The organism is Amphritea atlantica (assembly GCA_024397875.1).
Taxonomy (GTDB): Bacteria; Pseudomonadota; Gammaproteobacteria; order Pseudomonadales; family Balneatricaceae; genus Amphritea; species Amphritea atlantica_B.
The window spans coordinates 286,426-309,798 of sequence record CP073344.1; the positions used below are offsets into that span (position 1 = coordinate 286,426).

Annotated in this window: 21 protein-coding genes, 4 tRNA genes and 2 other RNA genes; 14 read left to right on the top strand and 13 right to left on the bottom strand. The window is 52.2% G+C overall.

The features are described 5' to 3' along the window. Positions 1-53 precede the first annotated feature (53 nt). Positions 54-1,220 carry a peptide-methionine (R)-S-oxide reductase MsrB gene (gene msrB, locus KDX31_01110; protein ID UTW03678.1) on the bottom strand — a complete coding sequence of 389 codons (1,167 nt, stop codon included), beginning with the start codon at positions 1,218-1,220 and terminating at the stop codon, positions 54-56. A 153-nt stretch (positions 1,221-1,373) separates the two neighbouring features. On the opposite strand from msrB, the gene KDX31_01115 reads away from it, so the two are divergent. Beyond that, complete coding sequence (locus KDX31_01115) at positions 1,374-2,066, top strand: PilZ domain-containing protein (GenBank protein UTW03679.1); 693 nt, start codon at positions 1,374-1,376, stop codon at positions 2,064-2,066. Between the two features lie 43 nt (positions 2,067-2,109). Here the strand turns inward: KDX31_01115 and selD are convergent, their stop codons facing one another. Beyond that, entirely contained in the window at positions 2,110-4,341 is a 2,232-nt protein-coding gene (gene selD, locus KDX31_01120; protein UTW03680.1) for a selenide, water dikinase SelD, read from the bottom strand. A 534-nt stretch (positions 4,342-4,875) separates the two neighbouring features. On the opposite strand from selD, the gene KDX31_01125 reads away from it, so the two are divergent. Together KDX31_01125 and KDX31_01130 are read left to right on the top strand one after the other, a co-directional pair. After that, positions 4,876-6,357, top strand: a complete 1,482-nt coding sequence (locus tag KDX31_01125; protein ID UTW05250.1) for a glutamate--cysteine ligase — start codon at positions 4,876-4,878, stop codon at positions 6,355-6,357. Continuing rightward, on the top strand, positions 6,357-7,427 hold the full coding sequence (locus KDX31_01130) for a succinylglutamate desuccinylase/aspartoacylase family protein (GenBank protein ID UTW05251.1): 1,071 nt from the start codon (positions 6,357-6,359) through the stop codon (positions 7,425-7,427). Before KDX31_01125 ends, KDX31_01130 begins: the two co-directional genes overlap by 1 nt. A 157-nt stretch (positions 7,428-7,584) precedes the next feature. On the opposite strand, the gene KDX31_01135 is transcribed toward KDX31_01130, so the two are convergent. The 4 genes from KDX31_01135 to KDX31_01150 all read right to left on the bottom strand — a co-directional run bounded on the left by KDX31_01135 (position 7,585) and on the right by KDX31_01150 (position 11,041). Further along, on the bottom strand, positions 7,585-8,655 hold the full coding sequence (locus KDX31_01135; protein ID UTW03681.1) for a hypothetical protein: 1,071 nt from the start codon (positions 8,653-8,655) through the stop codon (positions 7,585-7,587). Between the two features lie 87 nt (positions 8,656-8,742). Beyond that, the gene (locus KDX31_01140) at positions 8,743-9,579 is read right to left on the bottom strand and encodes a GntR family transcriptional regulator (GenBank protein UTW03682.1); all 837 of its coding nucleotides are present in this window, start codon (positions 9,577-9,579) and stop codon (positions 8,743-8,745) included. A gap of 84 nt (positions 9,580-9,663) precedes the next feature. Beyond that, positions 9,664-10,176, bottom strand: a complete 513-nt coding sequence (luxS, locus tag KDX31_01145) for an S-ribosylhomocysteine lyase (GenBank protein UTW03683.1) — start codon at positions 10,174-10,176, stop codon at positions 9,664-9,666. Between the two features lie 118 nt (positions 10,177-10,294). Beyond that, positions 10,295-11,041 (bottom strand): fused MFS/spermidine synthase, encoded by a 747-nt coding sequence (locus tag KDX31_01150; protein UTW03684.1) that lies wholly within the window; start codon positions 11,039-11,041, stop codon positions 10,295-10,297. 300 nt (positions 11,042-11,341) lie between these two features. On the opposite strand from KDX31_01150, the gene KDX31_01155 reads away from it, so the two are divergent. Further along, a complete protein-coding gene (locus KDX31_01155; GenBank protein ID UTW03685.1) occupies positions 11,342-11,560 on the top strand; it encodes a hypothetical protein in 219 nt (72 codons plus the stop codon). A gap of 69 nt (positions 11,561-11,629) precedes the next feature. On the opposite strand, the gene KDX31_01160 is transcribed toward KDX31_01155, so the two are convergent. After that, positions 11,630-12,982 carry a DUF1329 domain-containing protein gene (locus KDX31_01160; GenBank protein UTW03686.1) on the bottom strand — a complete coding sequence of 451 codons (1,353 nt, stop codon included), beginning with the start codon at positions 12,980-12,982 and terminating at the stop codon, positions 11,630-11,632. Between the two features lie 27 nt (positions 12,983-13,009). Next, entirely contained in the window at positions 13,010-14,848 is a 1,839-nt protein-coding gene (locus tag KDX31_01165) for a DUF1302 domain-containing protein (protein UTW03687.1), read from the bottom strand. A gap of 288 nt (positions 14,849-15,136) precedes the next feature. On the opposite strand from KDX31_01165, the gene KDX31_01170 reads away from it, so the two are divergent. The 8 genes from KDX31_01170 to greB all read left to right on the top strand — a co-directional run bounded on the left by KDX31_01170 (position 15,137) and on the right by greB (position 17,872). Further along, a complete protein-coding gene (locus KDX31_01170) occupies positions 15,137-16,204 on the top strand; it encodes an AraC family transcriptional regulator (protein ID UTW03688.1) in 1,068 nt (355 codons plus the stop codon). Positions 16,205-16,318: 114 nt separating this feature from the next. Next, positions 16,319-16,409 (top strand) — tRNA-Ser (locus KDX31_01175). A gap of 15 nt (positions 16,410-16,424) precedes the next feature. Continuing rightward, positions 16,425-16,500: transfer RNA gene (locus KDX31_01180), tRNA-Asn, on the top strand. 4 nt (positions 16,501-16,504) lie between these two features. Beyond that, positions 16,505-16,580: transfer RNA gene (locus KDX31_01185), tRNA-Lys, on the top strand. A gap of 47 nt (positions 16,581-16,627) precedes the next feature. Next, positions 16,628-16,703: transfer RNA gene (locus KDX31_01190), tRNA-Lys, on the top strand. 41 nt (positions 16,704-16,744) lie between these two features. Then, positions 16,745-16,891, top strand: a non-coding RNA gene (locus tag KDX31_01195) — RtT sRNA. 41 nt (positions 16,892-16,932) lie between these two features. Next, a non-coding RNA gene (locus KDX31_01200) (RtT sRNA) lies at positions 16,933-17,073 on the top strand. 322 nt (positions 17,074-17,395) lie between these two features. Then, positions 17,396-17,872 carry a transcription elongation factor GreB gene (greB, locus tag KDX31_01205; protein UTW03689.1) on the top strand — a complete coding sequence of 159 codons (477 nt, stop codon included), beginning with the start codon at positions 17,396-17,398 and terminating at the stop codon, positions 17,870-17,872. Between the two features lie 84 nt (positions 17,873-17,956). Here greB and KDX31_01210 read toward each other — a convergent pair whose 3' ends face one another. Then, the gene (locus KDX31_01210; protein UTW03690.1) at positions 17,957-18,943 is read right to left on the bottom strand and encodes a YeiH family putative sulfate export transporter; all 987 of its coding nucleotides are present in this window, start codon (positions 18,941-18,943) and stop codon (positions 17,957-17,959) included. 202 nt (positions 18,944-19,145) lie between these two features. On the opposite strand from KDX31_01210, the gene KDX31_01215 reads away from it, so the two are divergent. Continuing rightward, positions 19,146-20,015 carry a LysR family transcriptional regulator gene (locus KDX31_01215; GenBank protein ID UTW03691.1) on the top strand — a complete coding sequence of 290 codons (870 nt, stop codon included), beginning with the start codon at positions 19,146-19,148 and terminating at the stop codon, positions 20,013-20,015. Between the two features lie 152 nt (positions 20,016-20,167). Beyond that, entirely contained in the window at positions 20,168-20,602 is a 435-nt protein-coding gene (locus KDX31_01220) for a hypothetical protein (GenBank protein UTW03692.1), read from the top strand. Positions 20,603-20,680: 78 nt separating this feature from the next. Here KDX31_01220 and KDX31_01225 read toward each other — a convergent pair whose 3' ends face one another. Genes KDX31_01225 through dapE form a run of 4 tightly spaced genes read right to left on the bottom strand, consistent with a single transcriptional unit; the run spans position 20,681 to position 23,359 of the window. Continuing rightward, positions 20,681-21,067, bottom strand: a complete 387-nt coding sequence (locus KDX31_01225) for a hypothetical protein (GenBank protein UTW03693.1) — start codon at positions 21,065-21,067, stop codon at positions 20,681-20,683. Continuing rightward, positions 21,060-21,374, bottom strand: coding sequence for a hypothetical protein (locus KDX31_01230; protein ID UTW03694.1), 315 nt, complete (start codon positions 21,372-21,374; stop codon positions 21,060-21,062). The genes KDX31_01225 and KDX31_01230 overlap by 8 nt, the downstream gene beginning before the upstream one ends. 3 nt (positions 21,375-21,377) lie before the next feature. Then, entirely contained in the window at positions 21,378-22,214 is an 837-nt protein-coding gene (locus KDX31_01235; protein UTW03695.1) for a methyltransferase domain-containing protein, read from the bottom strand. 5 nt (positions 22,215-22,219) lie between these two features. Continuing rightward, positions 22,220-23,359 (bottom strand): succinyl-diaminopimelate desuccinylase, encoded by a 1,140-nt coding sequence (gene dapE / locus KDX31_01240; GenBank protein UTW03696.1) that lies wholly within the window; start codon positions 23,357-23,359, stop codon positions 22,220-22,222. Positions 23,360-23,373: the final 14 nt, after the last annotated feature.

Here is a 23,373-nt window from a genome sequence, read left to right on the forward strand (position 1 = left end):
TTTTCATGAATCACTCAGCTGAGACGTTCACTGTCTGAGCGGTATGCATACCTTTACTCACTAAACAGACTGAGCAGTTCGCCATATCCCTCGGTCGCCATCTCCTCCCGGGGAATAAAACGCAGAGCTGCCGAGTTGATACAGTAACGCAGCCCGGTGGGTTGCGGACCATCGCTGAACAGGTGCCCCAGGTGGGAATCAGCATACTGACTGCGCACCTCTGTCCGGGTTATGAAGAACTTGGTGTCGGTATGCTCGGAAACCGCTGAGTGGTTAATTGGCCGGGTAAAGCTCGGCCATCCGGTACCGGACTTAAACTTATCCTTAGACGAAAACAGCGGCTCTCCGCTAACAATATCTACGTAGATTCCCTGCCGCTTTTCATCCCAGTACTCATTCTGAAAGGCTCGCTCGGTGGCATCTTCCTGAGTGACCTCATATTGCAGTTCGGTCAATTGACTGCGCAGCTGTTGCTCGGAAGGTTTTTTGAACTGACTGTAACGGTTTGTTGTGCCTGTTTCCTGGCTGCTGACCATCTTGCTGGTGGCGGCCTGTTGCTGGCCACGGCCGAATTGGGTGAAGTCCGGGTGCAGGTCATCGCCCCAGGTTTTTTCCAGATACTGGTCGCGGCCTGATCTAAAACGGTAGTATTTATACCTCAGGGGATTCCGTTTGTAGTAATCCTGATGGTAATCCTCAGCGGGGTAAAACCGGGTCAGCTTTGTCAGTTCCGTTGCTAATGGTTTGCTATAGCGTCCGGAGGCTGCCAGCTCAGCCATCGATTGTTGTGCGATCAGATGCTGCTGTTCGTTGTGGTAGAACACGGCAGGACGGTACTGATTACCCCGGTCAACAAATGAGCCTTTGCCATCGGTCGGATCCATCTGCCGCCAGAGGGACTGGAGTAAACCCGCGTAGGTAATGACTTCGGGGTCATAGTAAACCTGTACTGATTCGGTATGACCGGTGCTGCCTGAAGAGACCTCTTGATAGGTCGGATCAGCCTTCTGACCACCGGCGTAACCTGAAACCGCTTCCCTGACGCCGGGAAGTTTTTCAAAGCCCGCTTCGGTACACCAGAAGCATCCTCCGGCAAAGGTAGCGACTTTAAGTCCCTGTTGCTGAAGATCCGCGCGCACCACTGTCTCCGGGCTGGCGGTCACGCTCAGCACGGTTATGCCCGTCAAGGCTGCTAAAAACACGGCTATCTTGGTTTTCATTGCTTACCTCTCCACAAATATCACTGAATGGGCTAACTTTACCTCCGGGCCATGAAATCAACCTGAAAATGCCATAATGGTGATGTTTGCTTTGACCCCCGTAAGGGGCTGTAGTATTTCTTGATGAATAAATGCTGAAATAATGGGGTGTTGATGCCAGCTACAAATGAAAGTGTCATTCTGGATGAACTTCCCCCAGTTGAGCAGGGGTGTGTTATACAGGTCAGTGATGAAAGCGGTGCTTTTAAATATATTTCCCGCTTCTTTGGTATTGATGGCAGGGTCGTGATCAGCCGGTTACCGGCGGTTTCACAACTGAAACAAAGTGATATGGCCACCGATGAGCTGACCTACAGAGATACTTTTCCCAGTAAACGAAAGCTGGTGATGAGGATGATCTCCCATGGCCGGGTCTACGCTTTTGAAACTGAAGTTGTCGATCTGTTCCTGCTGGGGGGCCGATTACTGATGACAACCTATCCTAAAAAGATTCAATCGCGTTTACTGCGTAAGGAGCCACGTTATCCCTGTACGATTCCGGCGGAGCTGCTGATCGGGGAAAACAGTATCAGCGGGATTATGGTCAATTTCAGTACCGGCGGCGGTTTGTTGAAGCTGACTGCGGAGCAGGATCCGGAGTTGCTTCAGCAGGCTCGCAGCGAACAGTTGGCCTGTACTTTGAAACTGCAGCTGCCTTTCGATGATGAACCCTCCGAAGTGGATTCCAGGGTTATGTCTCTGTTCGTGGCCGAGCAGCATGCAGGTCTGGCTTTTACGGATGATCGCGAGGTGATTCTGCGTTACATCACGGCACTGAAGCTGGAGTCTGTCAGCGACTATTTTTGACGGAGTTATTCTGTCAGGAATAACCCCGATTTTTTCTGGCTGCTTACATCAACGACACCGCGTCGTTACTCTCCTGTCGGACACTGCCGATAGCGCAGGCTGTTGTATAGCCTGCCGCCTGCAGTTCGGCAATCACCGCGTCCGCCTGATCTGAACTGACCGCTGCCAGTAGTCCGCCCGCGGTTTGCGGGTCAAATAGGAGCTCGGTGACGCTATCACTGCTGAACTCATCCAGATTATCAATGGTATGTTCAAACTTCCGGTTCTGAGGATGCAAAGAACTGAAAAGCCCTGCCCGGAGGCAGGGCAGTGCGCCCTCCATAACGGGTAGTTTTTCCAGCCACAGACGTGCTCCAAGACCGGATCCATCGAGCATCTCATGCAGGTGCCCCAGCAGACCAAAACCAGTGATGTCGGTACAGGCATGAGCCCCGGCCTCGGTGAGAATTCTGCTGGCCTGGTAATTGGACTGCAGCATATGTTGCAGTGCCTGACTTATCCAGCGGCCCTGAGCCTGGCTGCGCATATCACTGGCAAACAGCGTGCCCGTGCCCAGGGGTTTGGTGATAATTAAGCGGTCTCCCGGTTGCAGTCCTTGCTTGGTGAGCAACTGTTGACGGTCTGCCAGACCATTGATGGTGAATCCCAGTGTCAGCTCAGAGCCTTCTGATGTGTGGCCACCGATCAGACTGATAGCGCACTCCGTAAAAACCTTACTGGCTCCGAGTAACAGGTGACGGAGCCGCTGCTCGATAATCTCATCGCTGGCATGGGGCAGGCTGACAATGGCCTGTGCACTGTGAGGGATTGCGCCCATGGCGAAAATATCCCCCAGGGCATGGTTTGCCGCAATCTGGCCAAACAGAAAATCATCGTTGACCAACTGACGGAAACTATCGACGGACTGCACCAGTAGTTTGCCCTGAGGCACCTCTATGACGGCGGCATCGTCGGGACGGTTAAGGCCGATCTCAATCTCGTTGGGCGGTGGAGGAAGTTGTTTCAGTACCCGGTTGAGAATACTGTGGCCCACTTTTGCACCGCAACCCCCGCAGCGCATATCCGGGTTCTCAATTTTCAGCTGCGTACCGGGTACCTGATCGGGCAACTGGGTCAGATCACTGAAACGACGCATGAACTTCTGATCAATACTGTCTTTCCAGCGCCACACCCAGGCACCGGCAAAACTGAACGGCCCGCGGGAGGCGACCGCATAGCGATCACCAGTGCTGATAAGGCTGAGAAACTGTTTTTGCGGCTTGAAGCGGGTCAGTGTCTTCCCCACCAGAGCCGCCTGCAGGTTGCGTAATAGCGGTGCTCCCTGGCGCACAGCAAAGACCCCGGCTTTGGGCCGCGGATAGTTAACCATATCGGCTATATCACCGGCGGCAAAAATCTCTGGATGGGAACGTGATTGCAGATAGTCATTGACCCGGATGCATCCGTTTTCCGAGCATTCAAGTCCGGCCCGGGCTGGCCATTGGGCACCGGTGGCAGAGGTTGCCCAGATAATCTCATCCAGTTCGATAACGTCTCCGGACTCACCGATCACCCGTCCCTGTTTGACCTGAGCGACCCGGAAGTTTGTATGTAGTTGAATATTGCGTTGTTTCAGCACCCTCAGGTAGCGATTCTTTACCCGAGTATTATGACCCGTCAGAATCTGCTGTGGTCCGCAAATGATATGGAAGTGCAGATGGCTGGTGCGTCGCTGCTCTTTACTGAGCATCTTGTGCAGTTTGTACTGCATCGCCAGCATCACTTCGACAGCACTGGCGCCTCCGCCGACCGTGCCGATGTGGATGTCCTGAAGATCATCACCCTGCATGACACGGTCCTGCAAGGATTCCCAGTAATCCAGCAACGGTTTAACCGGCTTAACACCGGTGGTGAACTCGGTCGCTCCGGGAATGGTTGTCAGGTCTGGTGTTGAGCCGGTGTCGATACTCAGCAGGTCGTAACTGAAATCCGGATGATTGAGACACTGTACCGTGCGGTTGACCGGATCGATTCCAATCACTGAGTCTTCAATAAAGTCGATGCCGGCATAACGACAGAATCGGCCCAGGTCGATATGTACCTGATCGAAACTGTAATGTCCGGCAATCAAGCCAGGCAGCATACCGGAATAGGGCGTCTGCACCTGATTCGAGATCAGCGTAATACGAACCCCTGACGGCTTATTCATCGCCATCATGAGCAGAGCGATAGCGTGAGCGTGTCCTCCTCCGAGAAAGATCAGGTGTTTACTTGCGGGGGTGGGGTCCTGTTGCATCGGTGCTCGGCCTGTTAAAAAGTTTGCTATATATTAGCGAATAAATGGCCGGAGATAAGAAAAAAATACCGGGTGCGTGCACCCGGTCAATATTAACAAGAGCCTGATAGTACCAGCAAGGACCCGGGTGAGAGCTGAAAAGCCAGCCCACACCTTAAAAAACGGTACTTAACTGTATATCACAACCCGTAAGCAAGGTGGGGGAGCTGGCCAAATCAGCCCCTCCACCTGCGGCAGATTACCGGTGAGGTGAGAGCAATCTGTCAGTGCTTACGAGCAGGATTGATGGTAATGCAAATGATAATGACTATCAATAACTATTTTGTTGGTTTATTGTTTATAAACTGATCCGCTCCGGAATATCCTGCGTCTACAGGCGTTGAGTGGGTTTATAAGTGGCTATGCAAAGGTTTTCCCATAGGATATCCACAGAAACCGGGGATAAAAACTGATCCTGATCACTTATTAACATTGAAGAATAACGGCGCTGCGTCTTAACTGAGTGTAACGGTGCTACCCGAAATGGATCTGATAATGGGACTGGAGATTAAGAAGTCTGAATTTACCCGGCAGGACTATGAGCGCTTCACCCGTAAGTTGTTTGGTAATCTGGATGAGCTTGCTCAGTTGCTGCAGCAGCCAGGCTTCGGATTGGGAGCCACTACGCTGGGAGCCGAGCTTGAACTTTATATCGTTGATAAGCTGGGTCGGCCACTACTGGTGAACAACGAGGTACAGACGCAGTTGGGGGACCCGCAGCTGACGCTGGAGCTGAACCGCTACAATCTTGAATACAACCTGACCCCGGTGGCGATGGCGGGACGGCCTTTTGCCGCCATCGAGTCTGAAATCCGCAGGGTATTGGCGCGGCTCAATACTCTGATCGAGCCCCATGACGGCCGGATATTACCGATTGGCATCCTGCCGACACTGCAGCGTAAAGACTTTGGCTTACACGCGATGACCGATCTGTCACGTTACCACGTACTCACCCGGGCGCTGGCTGAGATCCGCGGTAAGACGGTAGCAATCCGCATTGATGGCGAAGATCCGATCTCGCTGCGTGCGTCTGATGTCACCCTGGAGGGCGCCAATACATCACTGCAGATGCATTATCGCGTCACTCCCGGGCTGTTTGCTGACAGCTATAATGCGATACAGCTGGTGACCCCTCTGGTGCTGGCGATCTCGGCAAACTCGCCGTTTCTGCTGGGCAACCGGCTCTGGCATGAGACCCGTATCCCATTGTTTAAACAGGCGATTGATGGCAGCGGTAACTGTTCGGTGCAAACCGGAGAGGCGGAGCGAGTCAGCTTTGGTCATGGCTGGGTCAGGCATGGAGTGCATGAGTTGTTTGCAGAAACAGTATACCTGCATAAGCCGATCCTGCCGGTGTGTGAACAAAAACAAGGCGGTACCGGTCGGGCGGGAGACAATCTCTCTCTGTTCGAACTGACACTGCACCAGGGTACCGTATGGCCCTGGAATCGCCCGGTGTATGATCCGGTCGATGGCGGTCATCTGCGTATTGAGATCCGTTCATTACCGGCGGGACCCAGCCCCTGCGATATGATGGCAAATGCAGCCTTGATTATCGGGCTGGCTGAAGGGCTGCGTCCACGTATTGAGGAGATCATTCCGGCGTTGCCCTTTAAAACCCTGGAATATAATTTCTATCAGGCTGCCCGGTTTGGCATGGGGGCACAACTGATGTGGCCGAACGGCCCCCGCGAGCAGTTAACCCGGCTTCCGGTTGTGGATATCGTGACCGATCTGTTGCCGATTGCACGTAAAGGTCTGCTGGGGGCGGGAATCCATCCGGCGGAGGTGGATTACTATCTGGGCATTATCCGTCAGCGCCTGCAGGCGAAAACCAATGGCGCCTGCTGGCAATTGCGCCAGTTTGAGCGGTTATCCCGTTCGCAGGCCAGGCGACGGGCGTTGCGCTGTATGCTGGAACACTACATCGATCACTGTGGCAATAATCGTCCGGTGGCCGAATGGGAGGATATATGATGGTGCGACAGTCCCACCCGATACAGTTTATTCACAACCCTGATCCCACTTCACTATCGCAGGAGGTGGGTGAGTTTCTCCGGCACCTGGGCGGCCCCACCCTGATCGTTGTGGATGGCCGGGATAACAGTCGCTGTCGGGCTGTGGCCACCCTGTTGCATGGCAATGAGCCTTCGGGAGTTAAAGCGCTGCTTAAATGGCTGCGCACCGGCGAACGGCCCGCGGTTAAGCTGATCTGTCTGATCGCTTCAGTACAAACGGCCTTGCATGAGACTCTTTTTTGTCACCGTCAGATTCCGGGACAGCGGGATATGAACCGCTGTTTTAACCCTCCGTTTGATGATCATCCGGGGCATGTTGCCCGACACTTTTTAGAACTGCTGGAGCACTATCAGCCTGAAGCGCTGCTGGATATTCATAACACCTCGGGTATGAGCCCCTCATTTGGCGTGGTGACCTATGAAAGCCCGGAGCATGAAGCACTGATCGCACTGTTTACCCGGCGTATGATTGTGACTGAGCTGCGCTTAGGCGCCCTGATGGAGCACAGCAGCGAGCGGTTACCGGTGGTCACCATTGAGTGTGGTGGTGCAGCACAACCGGAATCTGATCAGGTGGCCTGGGAAGGGTTACAGCGATACCTGTTTAACGAACAGGTGTTGCGGCCTGAGCCCGGATTGATTATGGATCTGTACAAAGATGCGGTAAGGCTACAGTTGTTACCGGGATGCCGGATCGCGTTTGCCGCTCAGCCGGTGCCCGGTGCTGATCTGACCGTCCCTTTCGATGTGGAAAAATTTAATTTTGGCACGATCCCGGCGCTGACCCGTCTGGGCTGGCTCGGACCGCGGGGAATGTCGGTGTTCCGGGTACAAAGTGCTACCGGTGGTGATGTGTTACCACACTTCTTTCTTAACCGGGCATCGGGGCTGTACTCTGCGCAGCAACAGAAACTCTTTATGATTACCACCAATCCTGCGATCGCCCTGAGTGATTGTCTGCTTTATGCCTGTGCCGATATAGAACTGGATCAGGTGATAGAAACGGCGACCGGGAAAGGGGTTGAATAGAATCTGTCCAGGTTTATGAGATCCCCGCGTGACGGGCTATGATGACCCCTTTCTTTGGTTATGCATAGTTTTCCCCAGAGGTTATGCACAGATATTGTGGGTAACTTTTCAGGCATCTTGATTCGGCGATTCAGGGCAGTTGTACACACGCTGGTTGTCACCCGCACTGCTTCAGAATAGCCACCCCCTGTTTATAACCCAGTCCACCATTGCCATGGACTGCGCCAACATGGTGAGCCGGGCTGGCAGTCAGTTGCTGGTGCATTTCGATCAGACTATTGAGGGCGGGGTTGTTCCATGGGCCCTTTGCCAGGTTCATCCCTCCGGTAATGGTTATCAGGTGTTGTTCAAGGAAGGCGGGCACCTGTTCCAGCAGATCAACCAGTCCACTGGTCAGCAGAAAGGCGATTGGCACCACCGGGTAGCAGGTGTAAACCTCCAGCAGGGCATCACCGTTACGAAATGCCAGGGCAAAATCGGTATCCGCTTGTTCACAGGCTGCCCGGTAGGCGGTTTCAAGATGGTCGTAGCTGACAATATCTTCCACATGTTGCTGGCCATCGCTGGGCAGGAAACCCAGCCCGACACCGGCAACCTCAAGGCATTCCCGGCTGGTAACCGGTAACTGTCGGGCCGTTTCGGTACTACTGAGCAGTAAACGACCGGAGAAATCTATTAGTGGATTAGCGCAATCAACACCTCTGAAGAGTGGGGTAATATGGTTGTACCAGCGCTCATCGGGTAGTTGTTCGGCTGATAAGCGGTCTGACACCACGTTGCGATAACTGCACTTATAGTTTTCAAACAGATGGTGGGCCAGTTGCTGAAACAGTTGCGCATCGGCACCGTGGCGGTGGATAAACTGTTCCGCCAGTTCGTTATAGGCGGTGGTCAGGGGATAGTCGTCGCCATAGATCGCCATCAGGTCGAGACGTTGCTGGCGTTCATAGCCGCTGCGTAACATATCTTTACCGCTGATCACGACGGCATCGGTCTTGCCATTGAGAATCAGCTGTCGGGCATCGGCCAGTGCTTCAATCGGACCGCAGCCGCTGCGATAGTGATGTGTTTCCAGCGGGCTGTGCCAGGGGGTGCTGAGGGGGTCTATGACCAGCTCGGTTAAGCGGGCCCCCTGCTGATGCAGGGATGCTTCCAGATCCAGACAGTGCTTCAGGGAGCCACTGTCGTCGACGGTTTTTGCTGCGGCAATTATCAGGGCCTGTGTCATAGCGCTATTCCTCGGATAAGGGGAGGCTATCTTATCAGGGTTTTCCTGTATTTTGTAACGATAAGGTGAAAGGCTCTGGGAGGGCGCTTATTTTGTCAGCAACCGGATTCCATCCGCTTCAATCGCAATTTTGCGCTCTTTATAGAGCCGGCCGATCGACAGTTTGAAGGCTTTCTTACTGCAGCTGAACAGACGTTTGATGGTTTCCGGTGAGGTTTTATCATTGGCCGCAATATAACCGTCATGCTCTTCCAGCAGGTGTATGATGCGCTTACCCAGATCATCGGTTTTGCCATATCCCAGTTGCTGCAGGCTCAGATTGATCTTGCCGTCCGGACGGACCAGCTTGATAAAGCCCTTCATTCGCTGGCCATAACGCACCGGCTTAAACACGTCATCATCATAGATGACTCCCCAGTGCTGACCATTGATGATCGCTTTATACCCGATATGGGTATGCTCCTCGATCATCAGATCAACCTGCTGGCCCTTCTCATAGCTGTGGGGATAGTTATCGAGAAACTTATTCAGCTTGGTGGAACCGGCAATCCTGTCGGTTTCCTGATCCAGATAGAGGTAGACGATCTGTTCCTGACCTTTCTCGACAGTTTTCTTCTGCTCACTGAAGGGCACCAGCAGATCTTTCGGCAGTCCCCAGTCAAAAAAAGCACCGGTACGATTCAGGTCAACAACCTTAAGGCAGGCAAACTCGCCGATCTGTGCTTTTGGCGTTTCGGTGGTGGCGATCAGCAGATCTTCAGAGTCACGATAGATAAACACCTCCAGCCGGTCACCTGGCTGAGTGTTTTCAGGGACATAACGCTGAGGCAGAAGAATTTCTCCCAGCTCTTCTCCATCAAGATAAACGCCGAATTTAACTTGTTTGGTGACTTCCAGATTGTTGAGCCGGCCGATCATTGCCATGGGATTTTTAGCCTCTTAAAAAATAAAAAACGGAGCCTTACTAAGTTTAGCCCGGCTCCGTTTCTGAATCAGAAGTCTGCGCTATCAGGAGTGAGATTGCAGGAATTCAGGGTCAAGTTTCAGCTCATCATTGCTGTTAACACCAACGCCCCGCTGACGGATATTTTCAGCGATCGCTTTGGCCTCATCCAGTGAGTGCATATTGTAAGTGCCGCACTGATACTCGTTCAGCTCAGGAATCTGGTTTTGCTGCTCAACCTTCAGCACATCATCCATTGATTCCAGCCAGGCGCCAGCCACACTCTGTTCCTGTGGTGTGCCGATCAGGCTCATATAGAAACCGGTACGGCAACCCATAGGGGAGATATCGATAATCTCAACGCCGTTGCCATTCAGGTGGTCGCGCATGAAACCGGCGAACAGGTGTTCCAGAGTATGAATCCCTTTTTCACTGAGAATCTCTTCATTCGGGCGACAGAAGCGCAGATCAAATACAGTGATGGTATCGCCACCGGGTGTTGTCATTTTTTTCGCAACACGAACCGCCGGTGCATTCATGCGGGTGTGGTCAACAGTAAAGCTATCTAGCAGAGGCATGTCTGAATCTCTCGCTTTGGGAAATAACGGGAATAACACATAGTATAGTCGCAGATTATCCCAGTATTACGCTGGGAAATTAACCCTTAGTGCGGATTTCTTTTTAACCCTGCTCTGCTCAGATTTCACGTAGCCGGTTGAGGAGTTTGCGGGCCGGGAATCCCAGCTGCTTTTCCAGTTTTTTTGCTCTGTTCAGCAGGGCTCTGGGGTTCGATTCCGGTTTGCCGCTTTTAAAGGCAAACGCGATCAGGTTGCCACTGTCGACGGTGCAGCAGAGCCAGTTATCGCCGAACAGGTCTGACAGTTGCTGGTCAGCCAGTGGATGGTATCCATAACCCTCATCCCACAGGTTCAACACCAGGACACCCTGATCACTCAGCAGGCGGTAGCACTGCTCAAGATACTCTTTCTGCAACTGCTGATGCTGCATGCCGCTATCACTGAACAGATCGGTAAAAATCAGGTCGCTGGGCGTGGTCTCCTGGCGAAGGTATTCCAGGGCATCGCTGATGGTAATAGTCAGGCGGCTGGTTTCCGGCAACAGAAAATATTCGCTGGCGATCGCCCGCACCTGCGGTCTGAGTTCAGCAACACAGATCTGTAAGCTGGTGGAATAACTCAGCAGCGCATGCACCAGTGACCCGCCCCCCAGGCCAAGCATCAGTGCCCGCTGTGGATCAGGCTGGTATAACAATCCCAGCAGCATCGCTTGTAGGTATTGATAGACGGGGTATTCCGGGCGGCTGCGATCAATGCGGCTCTGTTCACCGCCGGAACCGAAACTCATGTAGCGATAGGGACCATCATCGTAGACGTAGATGGGGCCATATTCATCAAAATTGCGGGCGATTTCAGTTCCCAGCATATTTAGTTCCCGTAATCGTACTCAAAAAGTTATCTCTAACACAGTGCTCTCTGAATGGTTTTCCGTCACCGTGATAGGCAATCAGCTGCGACAGGTGGCGGCAATGATTGCTGCGCCGCAAAACAGAAGTTGATCTGGGTCATGCTTTGGCGGCTGAAGTGTAAACCTGTTCAACTATTTTCTCATTAGTTGATTCTTTTTCATCTAAACTAACTACTTAGTTGAACGGAAAGCCGAGGCCGTTTGCTCTATTATTACCTGCCTGCAGTAAGGATAAAAACAAAAAAGTGGGAGAAATTCATGAAGCAAAGTCAGTTGGTGCTGGCCCATTGTATCGGCTGCGGCTGTGATGATCATCACAGCTGTGATACCGATTATGGCAAATGTACCTGGATCATTGTTGACCGGGAACTGAATGTCGGCGTGTGCAGTGGCTGTGAAGAGGCGCTGGCAGCCTGGCAGCAGGGGGCAAGAACCACTGCCGCAGTGCAGGCGCGGACGCTCAATCGTCACGGTTAACCGTTGCGCAAAAAAATAACAATAAAAAAGAAGGCGCCTCAGGCGCCTTCTTTTTTATTGCGGTATCGGTTAGCGAATACCCATTCGGCGGATCGCCTGTGGCGTAAAGTCGCTGTGTTTAAAGCGGGCTTTAAAGTCGAACCCGTCGCCCTCTTCATTGGTCAGGCTGCCAACCAGGTAGCGTCCAGACTGTAGGTCATAGAGTGCCTCAGCGGTTAGCCAGGGAACCTGAGCATCCAGATACTGCATCTCATGAGCTTCACCGACGCGCCATAACTGACCCCGGCCATCATAGTGGTCGACAATAGCCGCCTGCCAGGTATCTTCATCAATATAGAAGACACGCTTGGCATAGATGTGACGCGCGCCCTCTTTCAGGGTTGCTTCCACCTTCCATACCCGGTGCAGCTCATAACGCGTGTGGTCCGGGTTCATATGACCCTTCTTCAGGATATCGCTGTATTTCAGGTTGCGGTCAGCCAGCTTGTAGCTGTTGTAAGGGATGTAAATCTCCTCTTTGCCCGCAAGTTTCCAGTCGTACAGATCGGGCGCACCATTAAACATATCCAGATTGTCAGAGGTCCGCTGCCCATCAGACGCCGTGCCCGGAGCATCGTAGGCGATCTGTGGCGCCCGGCGAACCCGGCGCTGCCCGGCATTGTAAATCCATGCCTGACGTGGCTTGGCGATCTGATTCTGGGCTTCATGAACCAGCAGCACATTGCCGGTCAGTCGGGCGGGTGCCTGAATCTCCTGAACAAAGTAGAACAGAATATTATCATCCTGATCGGTGCGTCCCTCCTTGAGGTAGCTGGGCCAGGACATCTTCTCGGTAATTTTCACCGGAACGAAGTTGCCGTTCTCATGCACAGGTACCTGTACGAAGGTACGCTCAAGTGCACCACCGCGGTAACGGGACATATGGTTCCAGATGACCTCGAGACCATTCTGAGGAACCGGAAAGGGGATCCCCTCAAGGGTATCCGCACTTAACCCGTTACCGTTATCCACCAGTTCTGACTGCAGCGCATTTTTCCGGGCATTGTCATACTGGGAGCGGGGCAGTGACGCGCTGCGGTGTGTCGGGTAGATATTCATCCGAAAGGTGTCCGGATATTTGGCAAACAGCGCCAGTTGACCCGGTGTCAGGTGTTGCTGATATTCTGCAGCGTTCGCGGCGGAAATGGTGATGAGTGCTTGTTCACCGGCATAGGGGTCTTTAAAACGTTCCCCTCCGGCAGGCAACCCGCCATCCCATGCTGGAATGGTTCCGGCGGCGTTGCCTGCCGTCTCTGCGCCCAGCGGGGTCAGGGTTGTACCCAGCCTGGCAGCTTCGGCTTCTGAAACCGCGGCCATTGTTTGCATGCTTAAGCTTAATCCCAGGGCAGAGCCAAGGAGCAGGGCAGTCGATTTAAACGTCATAATAAATTCTCCTGTAATCCTTAACTCTTAGAAAGAGACCGATGCACTGAGTGACAGAAAATCACGGTCATCGATTGCGTTATAGTCACCCCCAAAGAAGTTGGTGTAGCCCAGCTGAACCTGATACTGGTTCAGATAGTCGGCGGTGAGGCTTAATGTTGCCGCTTTTTCGCCTTCACCAAATGAGGCGCCGGGTTCGGGGCCATAGCCTTCAATACCATGTTTAAAACTGACTTCAGGTTTTAAGTTAACTCCGGCAAATGCACTCGGGTAGGTAAGATTGGCCCGGACAACATAACCAAAAGAATTCTGAGTTACAAAGCCATCGGTATCACCTGGTGTATAGCCAAAGATCCCGTTTCGACCATATTTCAGTGCGGTTGCACTTTCATCAAGATCGTGAACATGGGTCCAGCCGAGTTCGCCTATCAGGGTCATCCGGCTGGCGCCCATTACCCGATCAACAAACTTCACAAAACTTGTCTGTACCTGTGTAATATCAAACGCATTATACCCCTGAATATCGTTTCCAAGACCTGCAAGCCCGATGGGTACGACAGTACCGTTGGCTGGGTTGCCAGGATCGGTACCCAGAGTCAGCATAGATGCAACCAGCATAGGTCCGTTTAACTGAACAGGTACATCTTTCTTATGGCTGACTTCTCCTGACCAGGCAACGTCACCAATCGTTGTGCTGAAGCTGGCACCAACCAATGTGATATCTTCAGGATATTCTATGAAATACTGTGACTGGAAAGGACCAGTACCCGCTGGGCTGGTTGTTTTTACCCCGCTGATAATGGGCAGGCGGCTATGGTAGCGAGCCAGGTATAAACCAAATTCAGTGCTGTTTAGTTGTTCTGCAAAGTAACGGAACGCCACACCAAACTGGCCGCTGTCCTTAGCATCTCTGATGCCATCAGCCGCTCTGTTGACCACAAGGTCAGTATTAAAAGGAGCGCTGCCATCGAATGTATTGAAATAAACTGAGTCCGGAGCGTTTGTTGCTGCCAGTGCTGGGTTGTCACTGCGGACACGAATCCCATTACAGCCTTCCGCAGTGAAGTCATTGGTCGAAAAATAGGTACCGCAGCCATCGATAGCGGTCTTTTCCCACTCTAGCTGGTAAAAACCTTCAACACTAAGATTATCGGTCAGGCCCATTGAGGCGAAAGCCATATTAACCGGTAGCAGGCCTTCTTTTACTTCCGCGCCTGCGCGGCGAAATGCACTCACATCAAAGGGGTTTATGACGTTAATGCCGCCTTGAATAAAGGTACTCTCGCCCCAGTTGACGACCTGACGACCGACACGGACATCGAGTGGTTTATCATTGATGTCAAATGAGCCAAAAATATAAGCGTCGAGAATTTCCGCACCGGAAAATTTGGCATAATCATTAAAACCACTGTCATCCAGTGAGGTGTTTGATGCGTAGCCGTTGGGGATATGTCCGTGGTTGGCATTGCCTTCGTTCATGGCATAGTCGTACCAGTATTTACCACGAATAAAGACACCGATATTGTCCTTGCTCAGCTGAAGGTCATGTACGCCTTTAAAAACAGTCGAGAAGGCATCGCCTTTGGAGTAGTTTTGAGTGCCGTCATCGTATGAACCTGAACCCGCACTGGTACCACTGTTAGCCTTAGAGATCAGGCCCTCGTTCGGGTTGCTTAACCGCCAGCTAGAGCCAACCGACAGCTGCGAATCAAACCGGCCTTCGATCTCTCCAAGATTAAATTCTACAGCGGCTGCCGGTCCGGCGATTGAGGCTGTCAGCATTGTCAGGGTTACACTTCGTGCGAGCTTGCTTCGCATCGGAGTGGCACGCCAGGGGGCTGACGTCCGTATCGATCTCTTTGCCATTTAATTCACCTTCTCGGTAACTTGTTATTTTTGTTTATTCAGCCAGACCCTGTTTGCCTGGATATAGCTTGCCTCTGATCAGATTTCAGATCTCAGACACACGTAGTTTGAAGTTAAGGCAGAATAGATAATCCTTCATCTGGCGGTGTATTCTCAATAACAATAGCTGTCATTATCACTGACAAAAAATGTCTCGGCTATTTTTTTCGTTGTGCATGATATAAGTTAAAAGAAAACTATCTGAATTGATTTAAATTACAAAAATAACAGAAAAGTTGAGATGAAAAGATGGAAAAGACCATCACCGTTCCAACAGGTTATGTCCGCTATCTTCTGTCGCAGGTTGAGAAACAGGGCTACAACCTTGATGAGTTATTGGCTGTTGTCGGGATTGAGCCAACAGAAATTGAACAAAGAACTGAATTTTCTGCTATCAAATTCGGTCAGCTATACCAGCGGATCATGTGGACGGCACAGGATGAGTCCTTTGGTATGGTGTCGGGAGGGCGGGTACCTAATGGTACTTTCCGGATGATGTGCCACGCTATCATTCACTGTCCGACGCTGGAGCGGGCGATCTATCGGTGCAGTGCTTTTTATGAGATTTGTCGCGGCACTAAGGTAAAGCCCCGTCTGGTACGCAAGGGACGATACGCCAAGCTCTCCTTTGCGCCGGTCAGTTCCGTACCCGGCAAAGAGGTGCGTGAAATGTTGCAGAATGAGGCGCCTGCTGTTGTTCGTACCGGGTTGTCGATGTGGCACCATTTTATTAGCTGGCTGATTGGTTCCCGGCTGGATCTGAAAGCGGCCTATTTTACCTTTCCCCGTCAGGAGGACAGCTATCATTATGAAACATTGTTTCAGTCGGAGGTGAAGTTTGATCAGCACGATAATGCGATCGTTTTCCCTGCCCGCTATCTTGATTACCCCATTATTCAGGATGACGAAAGCTTACGGGGTTTTTTGCAAACTGCACCTTATCAGTTGATTGTTATGGTGGATAACGATCAGAGCCTGCGCTCGCAGGTTAAAGCGATGTTAGGTAAGGATTTTAGCCGTGAACTGCCGGGGGCTGAAGAGGTGGCCTTCAAACTGAATATGTCGGTTTCAACGTTGCGCCGCCGTCTGGCAGAGGAGCGAAGCTCTTATCAGAAGATTAAGGATGAGTGTCGTAAGAAAGCGGCGATAAACTATATGGACTCCCCGCAACTGTCGATTAATGATGTGGCGGCGTTGATGGGATTTGATGAACCTTCAGCGTTTTTCCGCTCTTTCAAGAAGTGGACCGGAATGACACCGGGGGAGTATCGGCGCAGTGAAACCTATGGCGAGAAGTACAGTCTGGGAATGAGCTGAACGGTGCTGATATTTATCGGCACTCTGATCTGGGAAAATTCTGCAAAAAATTAACTTTTTGCCTTCTACAGTATTGACACAAACACGGAATCCTTTAATATACGCCACCTCACTGGAGGGGTGGCTGAGTGGTCGAAAGCACTGGTCTTGAAAACCAGCGAGGGTTAATAGCCCTCCCAGGGTTCGAATCCCTGCCCCTCCGCCATAGTGAGAACGTTGTTCCTCGATAGCTCAGTTGGTAGAGCAGTAGACTGTTAATCTATTGGTCGCTGGTTCGAGTCCAGCTCGAGGAGCCACAACGGGTCGTTAGCTCAGTTGGTAGAGCAGTTGGCTTTTAACCAATTGGTCATAGGTTCGAATCCTATACGACCCACCACTTTCTCTCAGGAGAATAGTGGGCATGGGGAAAAAGAAGTTCGGTGTGGGTCGTTAGCTCAGTTGGTAGAGCAGTTGGCTTTTAACCAATTGGTCATAGGTTCGAATCCTATACGACCCACCACTTCTAATAAATAGCCACCGTAGGGTGGTTTTTTTATGCCTGAAATTTGTGGCACATATAGGATGAGAACCTGTTTTTAAAACATATAGGTTCGATTCGAGCTGCTTTTCGGCGAGAAAACATCGGAGCTTGCGACGATGGCCCGCAGGGCAAGCGCGAAGCGCGCAGTAATCCTATACGACCCACCACTTCTAATAAATAGCCACCGTAGGGTGGTTTTTTTATGCCTGAAATTTGTGGCACATATAGGATGAGAACCTGTTTTTAAAACATATAGGTTCGAGCCGAGCGTAGCGAGAAAACATCGGAGCCTGCGACGATGGCCTGAAGGGCAAGCGCACAGCGCGCAGTAATCCTATACGACGCCCAAATAAGGTCTATGACTTCTGAATTAAGCCGCTACTCTTGACTAGGGGTTAGGCGATTTTTTATGGCCAAAAGTTGTAGCAGATGCCGGATGAGGGGCTATTCTTGAAAATAGGGCGCGATTCAGACGCCGCGCGAGACAGTACAGTCCTGGAAAACGAGAGCTGTTAGCTCTGCGGGCTCACACTTTTTCTCTGTGCTCTCAGAGTCCTCTGTGGTAAAAATGCACTCCTTATCCCGGACTGCCTGATCAGGCAGCATAACATCTGCCGCTATAGCGATACTTAACAGAACGGCAGATCTTGATGTGAAGGTACTATTGGCCGATGCGAGCACGATTAATTACCCAGGAAGGCTACGACAAGCTCAAAGAGGAGCTGGATTTTCTGTGGCGAAAAGAGCGCCCCGAGGTCACTCAGAAGGTTACCTGGGCTGCCAGTCTGGGGGATCGCAGTGAGAATGCGGACTATCAATACAATAAAAAACGTTTACGGGAGATTGATCGCCGGGTCAGATACCTGCGTAAATGTATTGATGAGCTGGGCATTGTCAATTATGCGCCGGAGCAGGAAGGCCGAGTTTTCTTCGGTGCATGGGTTGAGATTGAGAACGATGCCGGTGAGACCAAGCGTTTGCGTATTGTCGGCTACGATGAAATTTTTGAGCGCAAAGATTACATCTCTATCGATTCGCCTATGGCCAGAGGTCTGTTGAAAAAAGAGGTGGGTGATGAGGTGTTGGTTAAGACGCCAGCCGGTGAAGCGTATTGGTATATTAATGCGATCGAGTACGTTAAGTCTTAACGGTATCTCTGTGCCCCGATTGCTTTGCGTCGGGGGCTTTGATAAGTCGCGCTCGTCAACAGGCTGTTAAGTAAAGCGCTTAAGCTAAGCAATAATCAGCAGCAGATTCAGAAAGTAGCCGCCGAAAATCAGCATCAGAAAGAGTATCAGTGCCAGCAACAGGGGCTTGGGTCCCGCCTGTTTTATCGTTATCCAGCGGGTTTGCAGGCCTAGAGCGGCCATCGCCAGCGCCAGGCTGAACTGACTGCTCAGTTTAAGCGCACCTAGTAATGATTCGGGTATTGTTACCACACTGTTGACTGCGGTCGCGGCGATAAAGCCGAACACAAACCAGGGTATTATTATTTTTCCACCCTCTGTCTTGTTTGCAGCAGCACGGTTCAGGCCTGAACTCAGCAGCAGGATGAAAGGGGCCAGCATCATCACTCTGATGAGTTTAACCACGACTGCCGTCTGCAGTGTTTCACCGCTGATCGATTCTCCGGCAGCAACCGCCTGCGCTACCTCATGTACTGTGCTGCCGATATAGATACCGAACGCCTGTTCACTCATATCGGCAAACTGATAAATTAATGGGTAACTGAACATCGCCAGAGTACCGAATAAGACGACGCTGGCCACCGCAACGGTGACATGCTGTTGTTTGGGCTTGAGGACCGATTCGGTTGCAAGTACCGCTGCCGCACCGCAGATGGCGCTGCCAACCGAGGTGAGCATGGCGACATCGCGATGCAGTTTGAAAAATCGTATGCCAATCCAGGTGCCGACAGTGAAGATAGTGGCAATGATGGCGGCATCCAGTAGCAGTGCCTGCCAGCCGACAGCCAATATCTGTTCCAGACTCAGACTAAAACCAAACAGTACGATACCGGCACGAAGTAAACGCTGTTGGCAGAACAGGGTGAAGCGGCAGTCATCTGTGGTGGGCGTTCGGTGCTCGAAGTGGCCCCGGAGCATTCCCAGAACAATGGCCAGCGGCAGTGCGCTGAGCCCTATTTCAGCGATGGGATCCAGGCTCGCCAGCCCAAGCGCCAAAATGGCAATAATAGGAAGCAGGATAAATCTTGGCATGGCTCAGACTCGGGTCGATTTTGGTTGGGACGGTATGCGTAACTCTACTTTCTAAAACGCTATTAGAAGCACTGTAAGCCGACGTTAAACGGCAGCCGTTATCCGCTGCTGGTCGTTATGGGTCACTGCAGACTATCTTCCATTTTCCATAGGCTTAAGTAAAATGGATGCTTTTAATATTTGATATAAGAAAAACCGAATAATGAGTATGTCTCTCAGGCAACTGAAAATATTTGAGGCGACCGCTCGTCTGGGGCGGCTGACCGCAGCAGCTGATGAGCAGGCGCTCAGCCAGTCGGCGGCCAGTCAGGCGTTGAAAGAGCTGGAAATGGCGCTGGGTTACCGATTGTTCAGTCGTAACAGCCGAGAGTTGGTTATAACGGATATGGGGCGGGATATTCTGCCGCGGGTCCGGGATATTCTGATAAACGTTGATAGCCTTAAAACACCTTACAGCTGTGGCCTCAGTGGTCCGTTCCGGGTAGCTGCCAGTGTGACAATCGCCAGTTATCTGTTTCCAGGACTGATGGCGGGTTTCCTTGAGCAGTTTCCAGAGATTGAACCTGACTTGCAGATCGCCAATACCCGGCAGGTGATCGTTAAACTGGAGAAAGGTCAGGCGCATATCGGTCTGATTGAAGGTCCTGCGTCGCATCCCCAGTTGCAGATTATTCCCTGGCAGAGTGATAAATTGCAGGTGTTTTGCAGTCATGGGCATCCCCTGGCCCGGGAGGGGCAGCTGGATGTTGAGCAGATGCGACAGCAACGCTGGATTCTCAGGGAGCAGGGGTCGGGCACCCGTGAAGTTTTCGATCGGGCGATGCAACGGGTTGGTGGTAGTGTCTCGATGGTGATGGCGTTGAACCGTCAGGAAGCGATTAAGCAATCGGTTAAGGCTGGTCTTGGAATTGGATGCCTGTCCCGGCTGGCGGTCGATGAGGAGCTGCGCAGAGGGGAGCTGGTGCTGTTGCAGACGCCATTAGAGCTGTCCCGGCAGCTGTCGGTGGTGGTGTCTCCTGAAGCCGGCCCCAATCAACTGGTACGGGCCTTTATGCACTATCTGAAACTGTAACCCCATCGCAGGGCTAACGGATCTCTATTATCTGAGGTCAATCGGGGGCGGTATCGCCTTAAATATAATAAGTGTCAGAAAATACTCAAGAAATCCGGTTTCAGGCCGAATTATAACGGACTCTATTTTAACCTGGTTGTTGTGGTTTTCTGATGCAGATTGAACGGCTTGAACAGTTAGAACAGCGGATTGAGGGCTATACCTCTTCGTTAACCCATGCGGTTAATGAGGGGCGTGGTGCGCAGTTCTCTATGCTGCTGAGTCTGATCAGTGCCGCAGAGTACCAGACTCAGAAAGGCAGAACATTAACTGAAGGGTTTAGCCTGCCTGAGCCTGAGTTGCTGGCATACCCTGATCCGGACTCGCTGTACACCGGTGAAGTGGCTGGGCGTCTGAACAGTGCGGTGAGCGAGAATAATCCGGGGGATTTCGCATACCTGCTCAGCCATATTGACGTGCAGGCGCATACGCCGCTCCGGAGTGCCTCTGCGGCCGATGATTTTGCCCGTATTGGTCTTGCTTCGGCGGGGCGGCTGATGCTGGATGAGATCGATCGTTCGGGTCAGCAGTTTAGCGCCCGCGCGTAAGCGGTTTCAGGTTGTGGATAACTCCGCTGCTGAATAGTCCTGCTTTAGCTTAACGTATTTCAATGGCGCGTTTCAGCGTTAAGTGCGCCAGTGGATCTTTTCGATCATCTCCTTTTCGACCCGCCACCATTCATCCGGGTCATCCCCGGTGGTCCAGCCACTGGCGATACAGCGAATCTCGGTGTCCAGCTCGCGAGCCGCCTGTTCTGCGCAATCCAGGTCTTTGATCCATGGCGTCTGGTCAGAGTTAAACCAGATGCTGGTCCAGGCTTTGCCTGAAACCTTCTCATGGATCATCACAGGGATCTCACAGCCATCTATACTGCCGATAAAATGGTGTACCTGACCCTGCTCAAAATCCCGCTTGAGCGACTGGCAGACACTTTGCAGCCATTGGGTTATCCGTTCGAGTGAACGGTCTTTAATGTAGATCTCAATATCGGGATGGCGTTGATCTTCAGTCATGGCTTTTGTCAGAGTTCAGCTCAGGTTGATGGTCGGTTAACAGAAAACGGAAAATCCGCAGGATGCTCAGGCTAATATAGCCGAAGGCTGCGGTTATTGCCCCGCAAATTGCGAGAATCAGACCGATAAGCGCGATAATTTCACGTTGCAGGCTTTCCGCTAACATGAATTGTGCAATCACCAGAGCGATAAAACCGATCATAAATATGCCGATACCGCATAACAGAATGGTCAGATTTTGCCTGATGTTGTCGGCGCGGTGAATCAGGCGCAAACGCAGGCGTTGTCTGAAGCTGCGGCTGCGCATTATTCAGATCCGCCGGAAACGTGCCAGACAGACATCAAGCGTGAGCTCCAACTGGCTCAGTTCTGCCAGCCGTTCACGGGCGGCTTGATTGATCCGCCAGCCGTGGGGCGTCATTGCCAGTAACTGACTGATCTGGGTCTGGTCGGGCAGGGTGAAGTGGTATCTGACCGGTTCTGTGGCGATATGCTCAAATGATTCACCCAGCACCGTTGCCGGATTAAAGCCGGAGTGGCGTACCTCATCGTAGATCAGGTTCCGCAGCTCTATCAGGTGATCCTCTCCAGGGTAGGCGATCAGCAGTTCCGCTCCTGGTTTCAGCGTGCGACAGAACTCTTCGGCCATCAGGCGACTAAACAGTACTGTGATCAGGTCAAGAGACTTGTCAGCCACCGGCATCCGCGCACCGGAAGCCACCATCCAGGTAATGGTTTTGCTCTGGCTGCAGGCGGCTTTAATCGCATGTTTCGAGATATCCAGACCGGCCAGCTGATATTCGCCACTGCTGAGCTCAAGTTGTTGTTGCATCCGGCAGGTGTAGTAACCCTCACCACAACCCATATCAAGGATGCGGGTTGCCGGTTGTTCAATGGCTGTCCCGGCCACTCGGGCGGCGATGGTGTCTGCCAGTTGCTGATAATGCCCGAGCGCGAGAAAGTTGCGTCGTGCCTGTACCATCTCAGTATTGTCACCGGGATCTTTGGAGCGTTTCTGGTTGGCTAACAACAGATTCCAGTAGCCCTGCTTTGCGGCATCAAAACAGTGTCGGTTAGGGCACTCCAGATGCTTGCTGTCACCACTTAAGGGTTGCAGGCAGACAGGGCAGTTCAGATCGAAGTTCATTCCGGTTACCGCGCCAGCAGTTTTGCCATAATGTTTTCATACAGCGAAGACAGCGTGTCCAGGTCATCGGCTTTCACCCGCTCGTTAACCTTATGGATGGTGGCGTTAATCGGCCCCAGCTCGACAACCTGTGCCCCTGTCGGCGCAATGAAGCGTCCGTCTGAGGTTCCGCCGGAGGTCGACAGCTCGGTGTCTAAGCCCGTGATCGCCTTGATTGAATCGACACAGGCATCGACCAGATCGCCGCGCTCGGTAATAAAGGGGTTGCCGCTGAGGGTCCAGTTGATATCGAAATTCAGGCCATAGCGATTGAGGATCTCATAGGTTCGCTCCTTGATCTGCTCGGCGCTTAACTCGGTGGAGAAGCGCAGATTGAACTGTACATCGATCTGTCCCGGTACCACATTAGTGGCGCCAGTGCCGGCATGAATATTTGAGATCTGAAAACTGGTAGGAGGGAAAAACTCATTACCCTCATCCCACAGCTCAGAGGCCAGATCGTTCAGGGCGGGCGCCGCCAGATGGATTGGGTTCTCGACCAGATGGGGATAAGCGACATGGCCCTGTATCCCGCGGATGGTCAGGTCGCCGCTGATTGAGCCGCGGCGGCCATTTTTAATAACATCGCCCACTTTGGTGGTGCTGGAGGGTTCGCCAACGATACACCAGGTGATCTTCTCGTTGCGGGCTTCCAGATGATCGATGACCCGTGTAGTGCCATTGATAAAGGGGCCCTCTTCATCGCTGGTGATCAGCAGGGCAATAGAGCCATCGTGATCGGGATGATGCTCTAAAAAACGCTCCAGTGCGGTGATAAACGCCGCCAGACTGCCTTTCATATCGGCGGCGCCACGGCCACAGAGAAAACCATCCTCAATAACAGGATCAAAGGGCGGGTGGTCCCAGTTGGCTTCCGGGCCTGTTGGCACGACATCGGTATGTCCGGCAAAGCAGAATAGCGGCCCTTTGCTGCCCCGGCGCGCCCAGAAATTTGTCACTTCTTCAAACTGCAGCCGTTCGATATGAAAGCCCAGCGCTTCCAGACGTTCGATCATCAGCGCCTGACAGCCGTCATCCTCCGGGGTGACGGAGCGACGTGAGATCAGTTGCTGGGCGAGTTCGATGGTGGCACTGAATTGAGACATTGGTTTTACCTTAA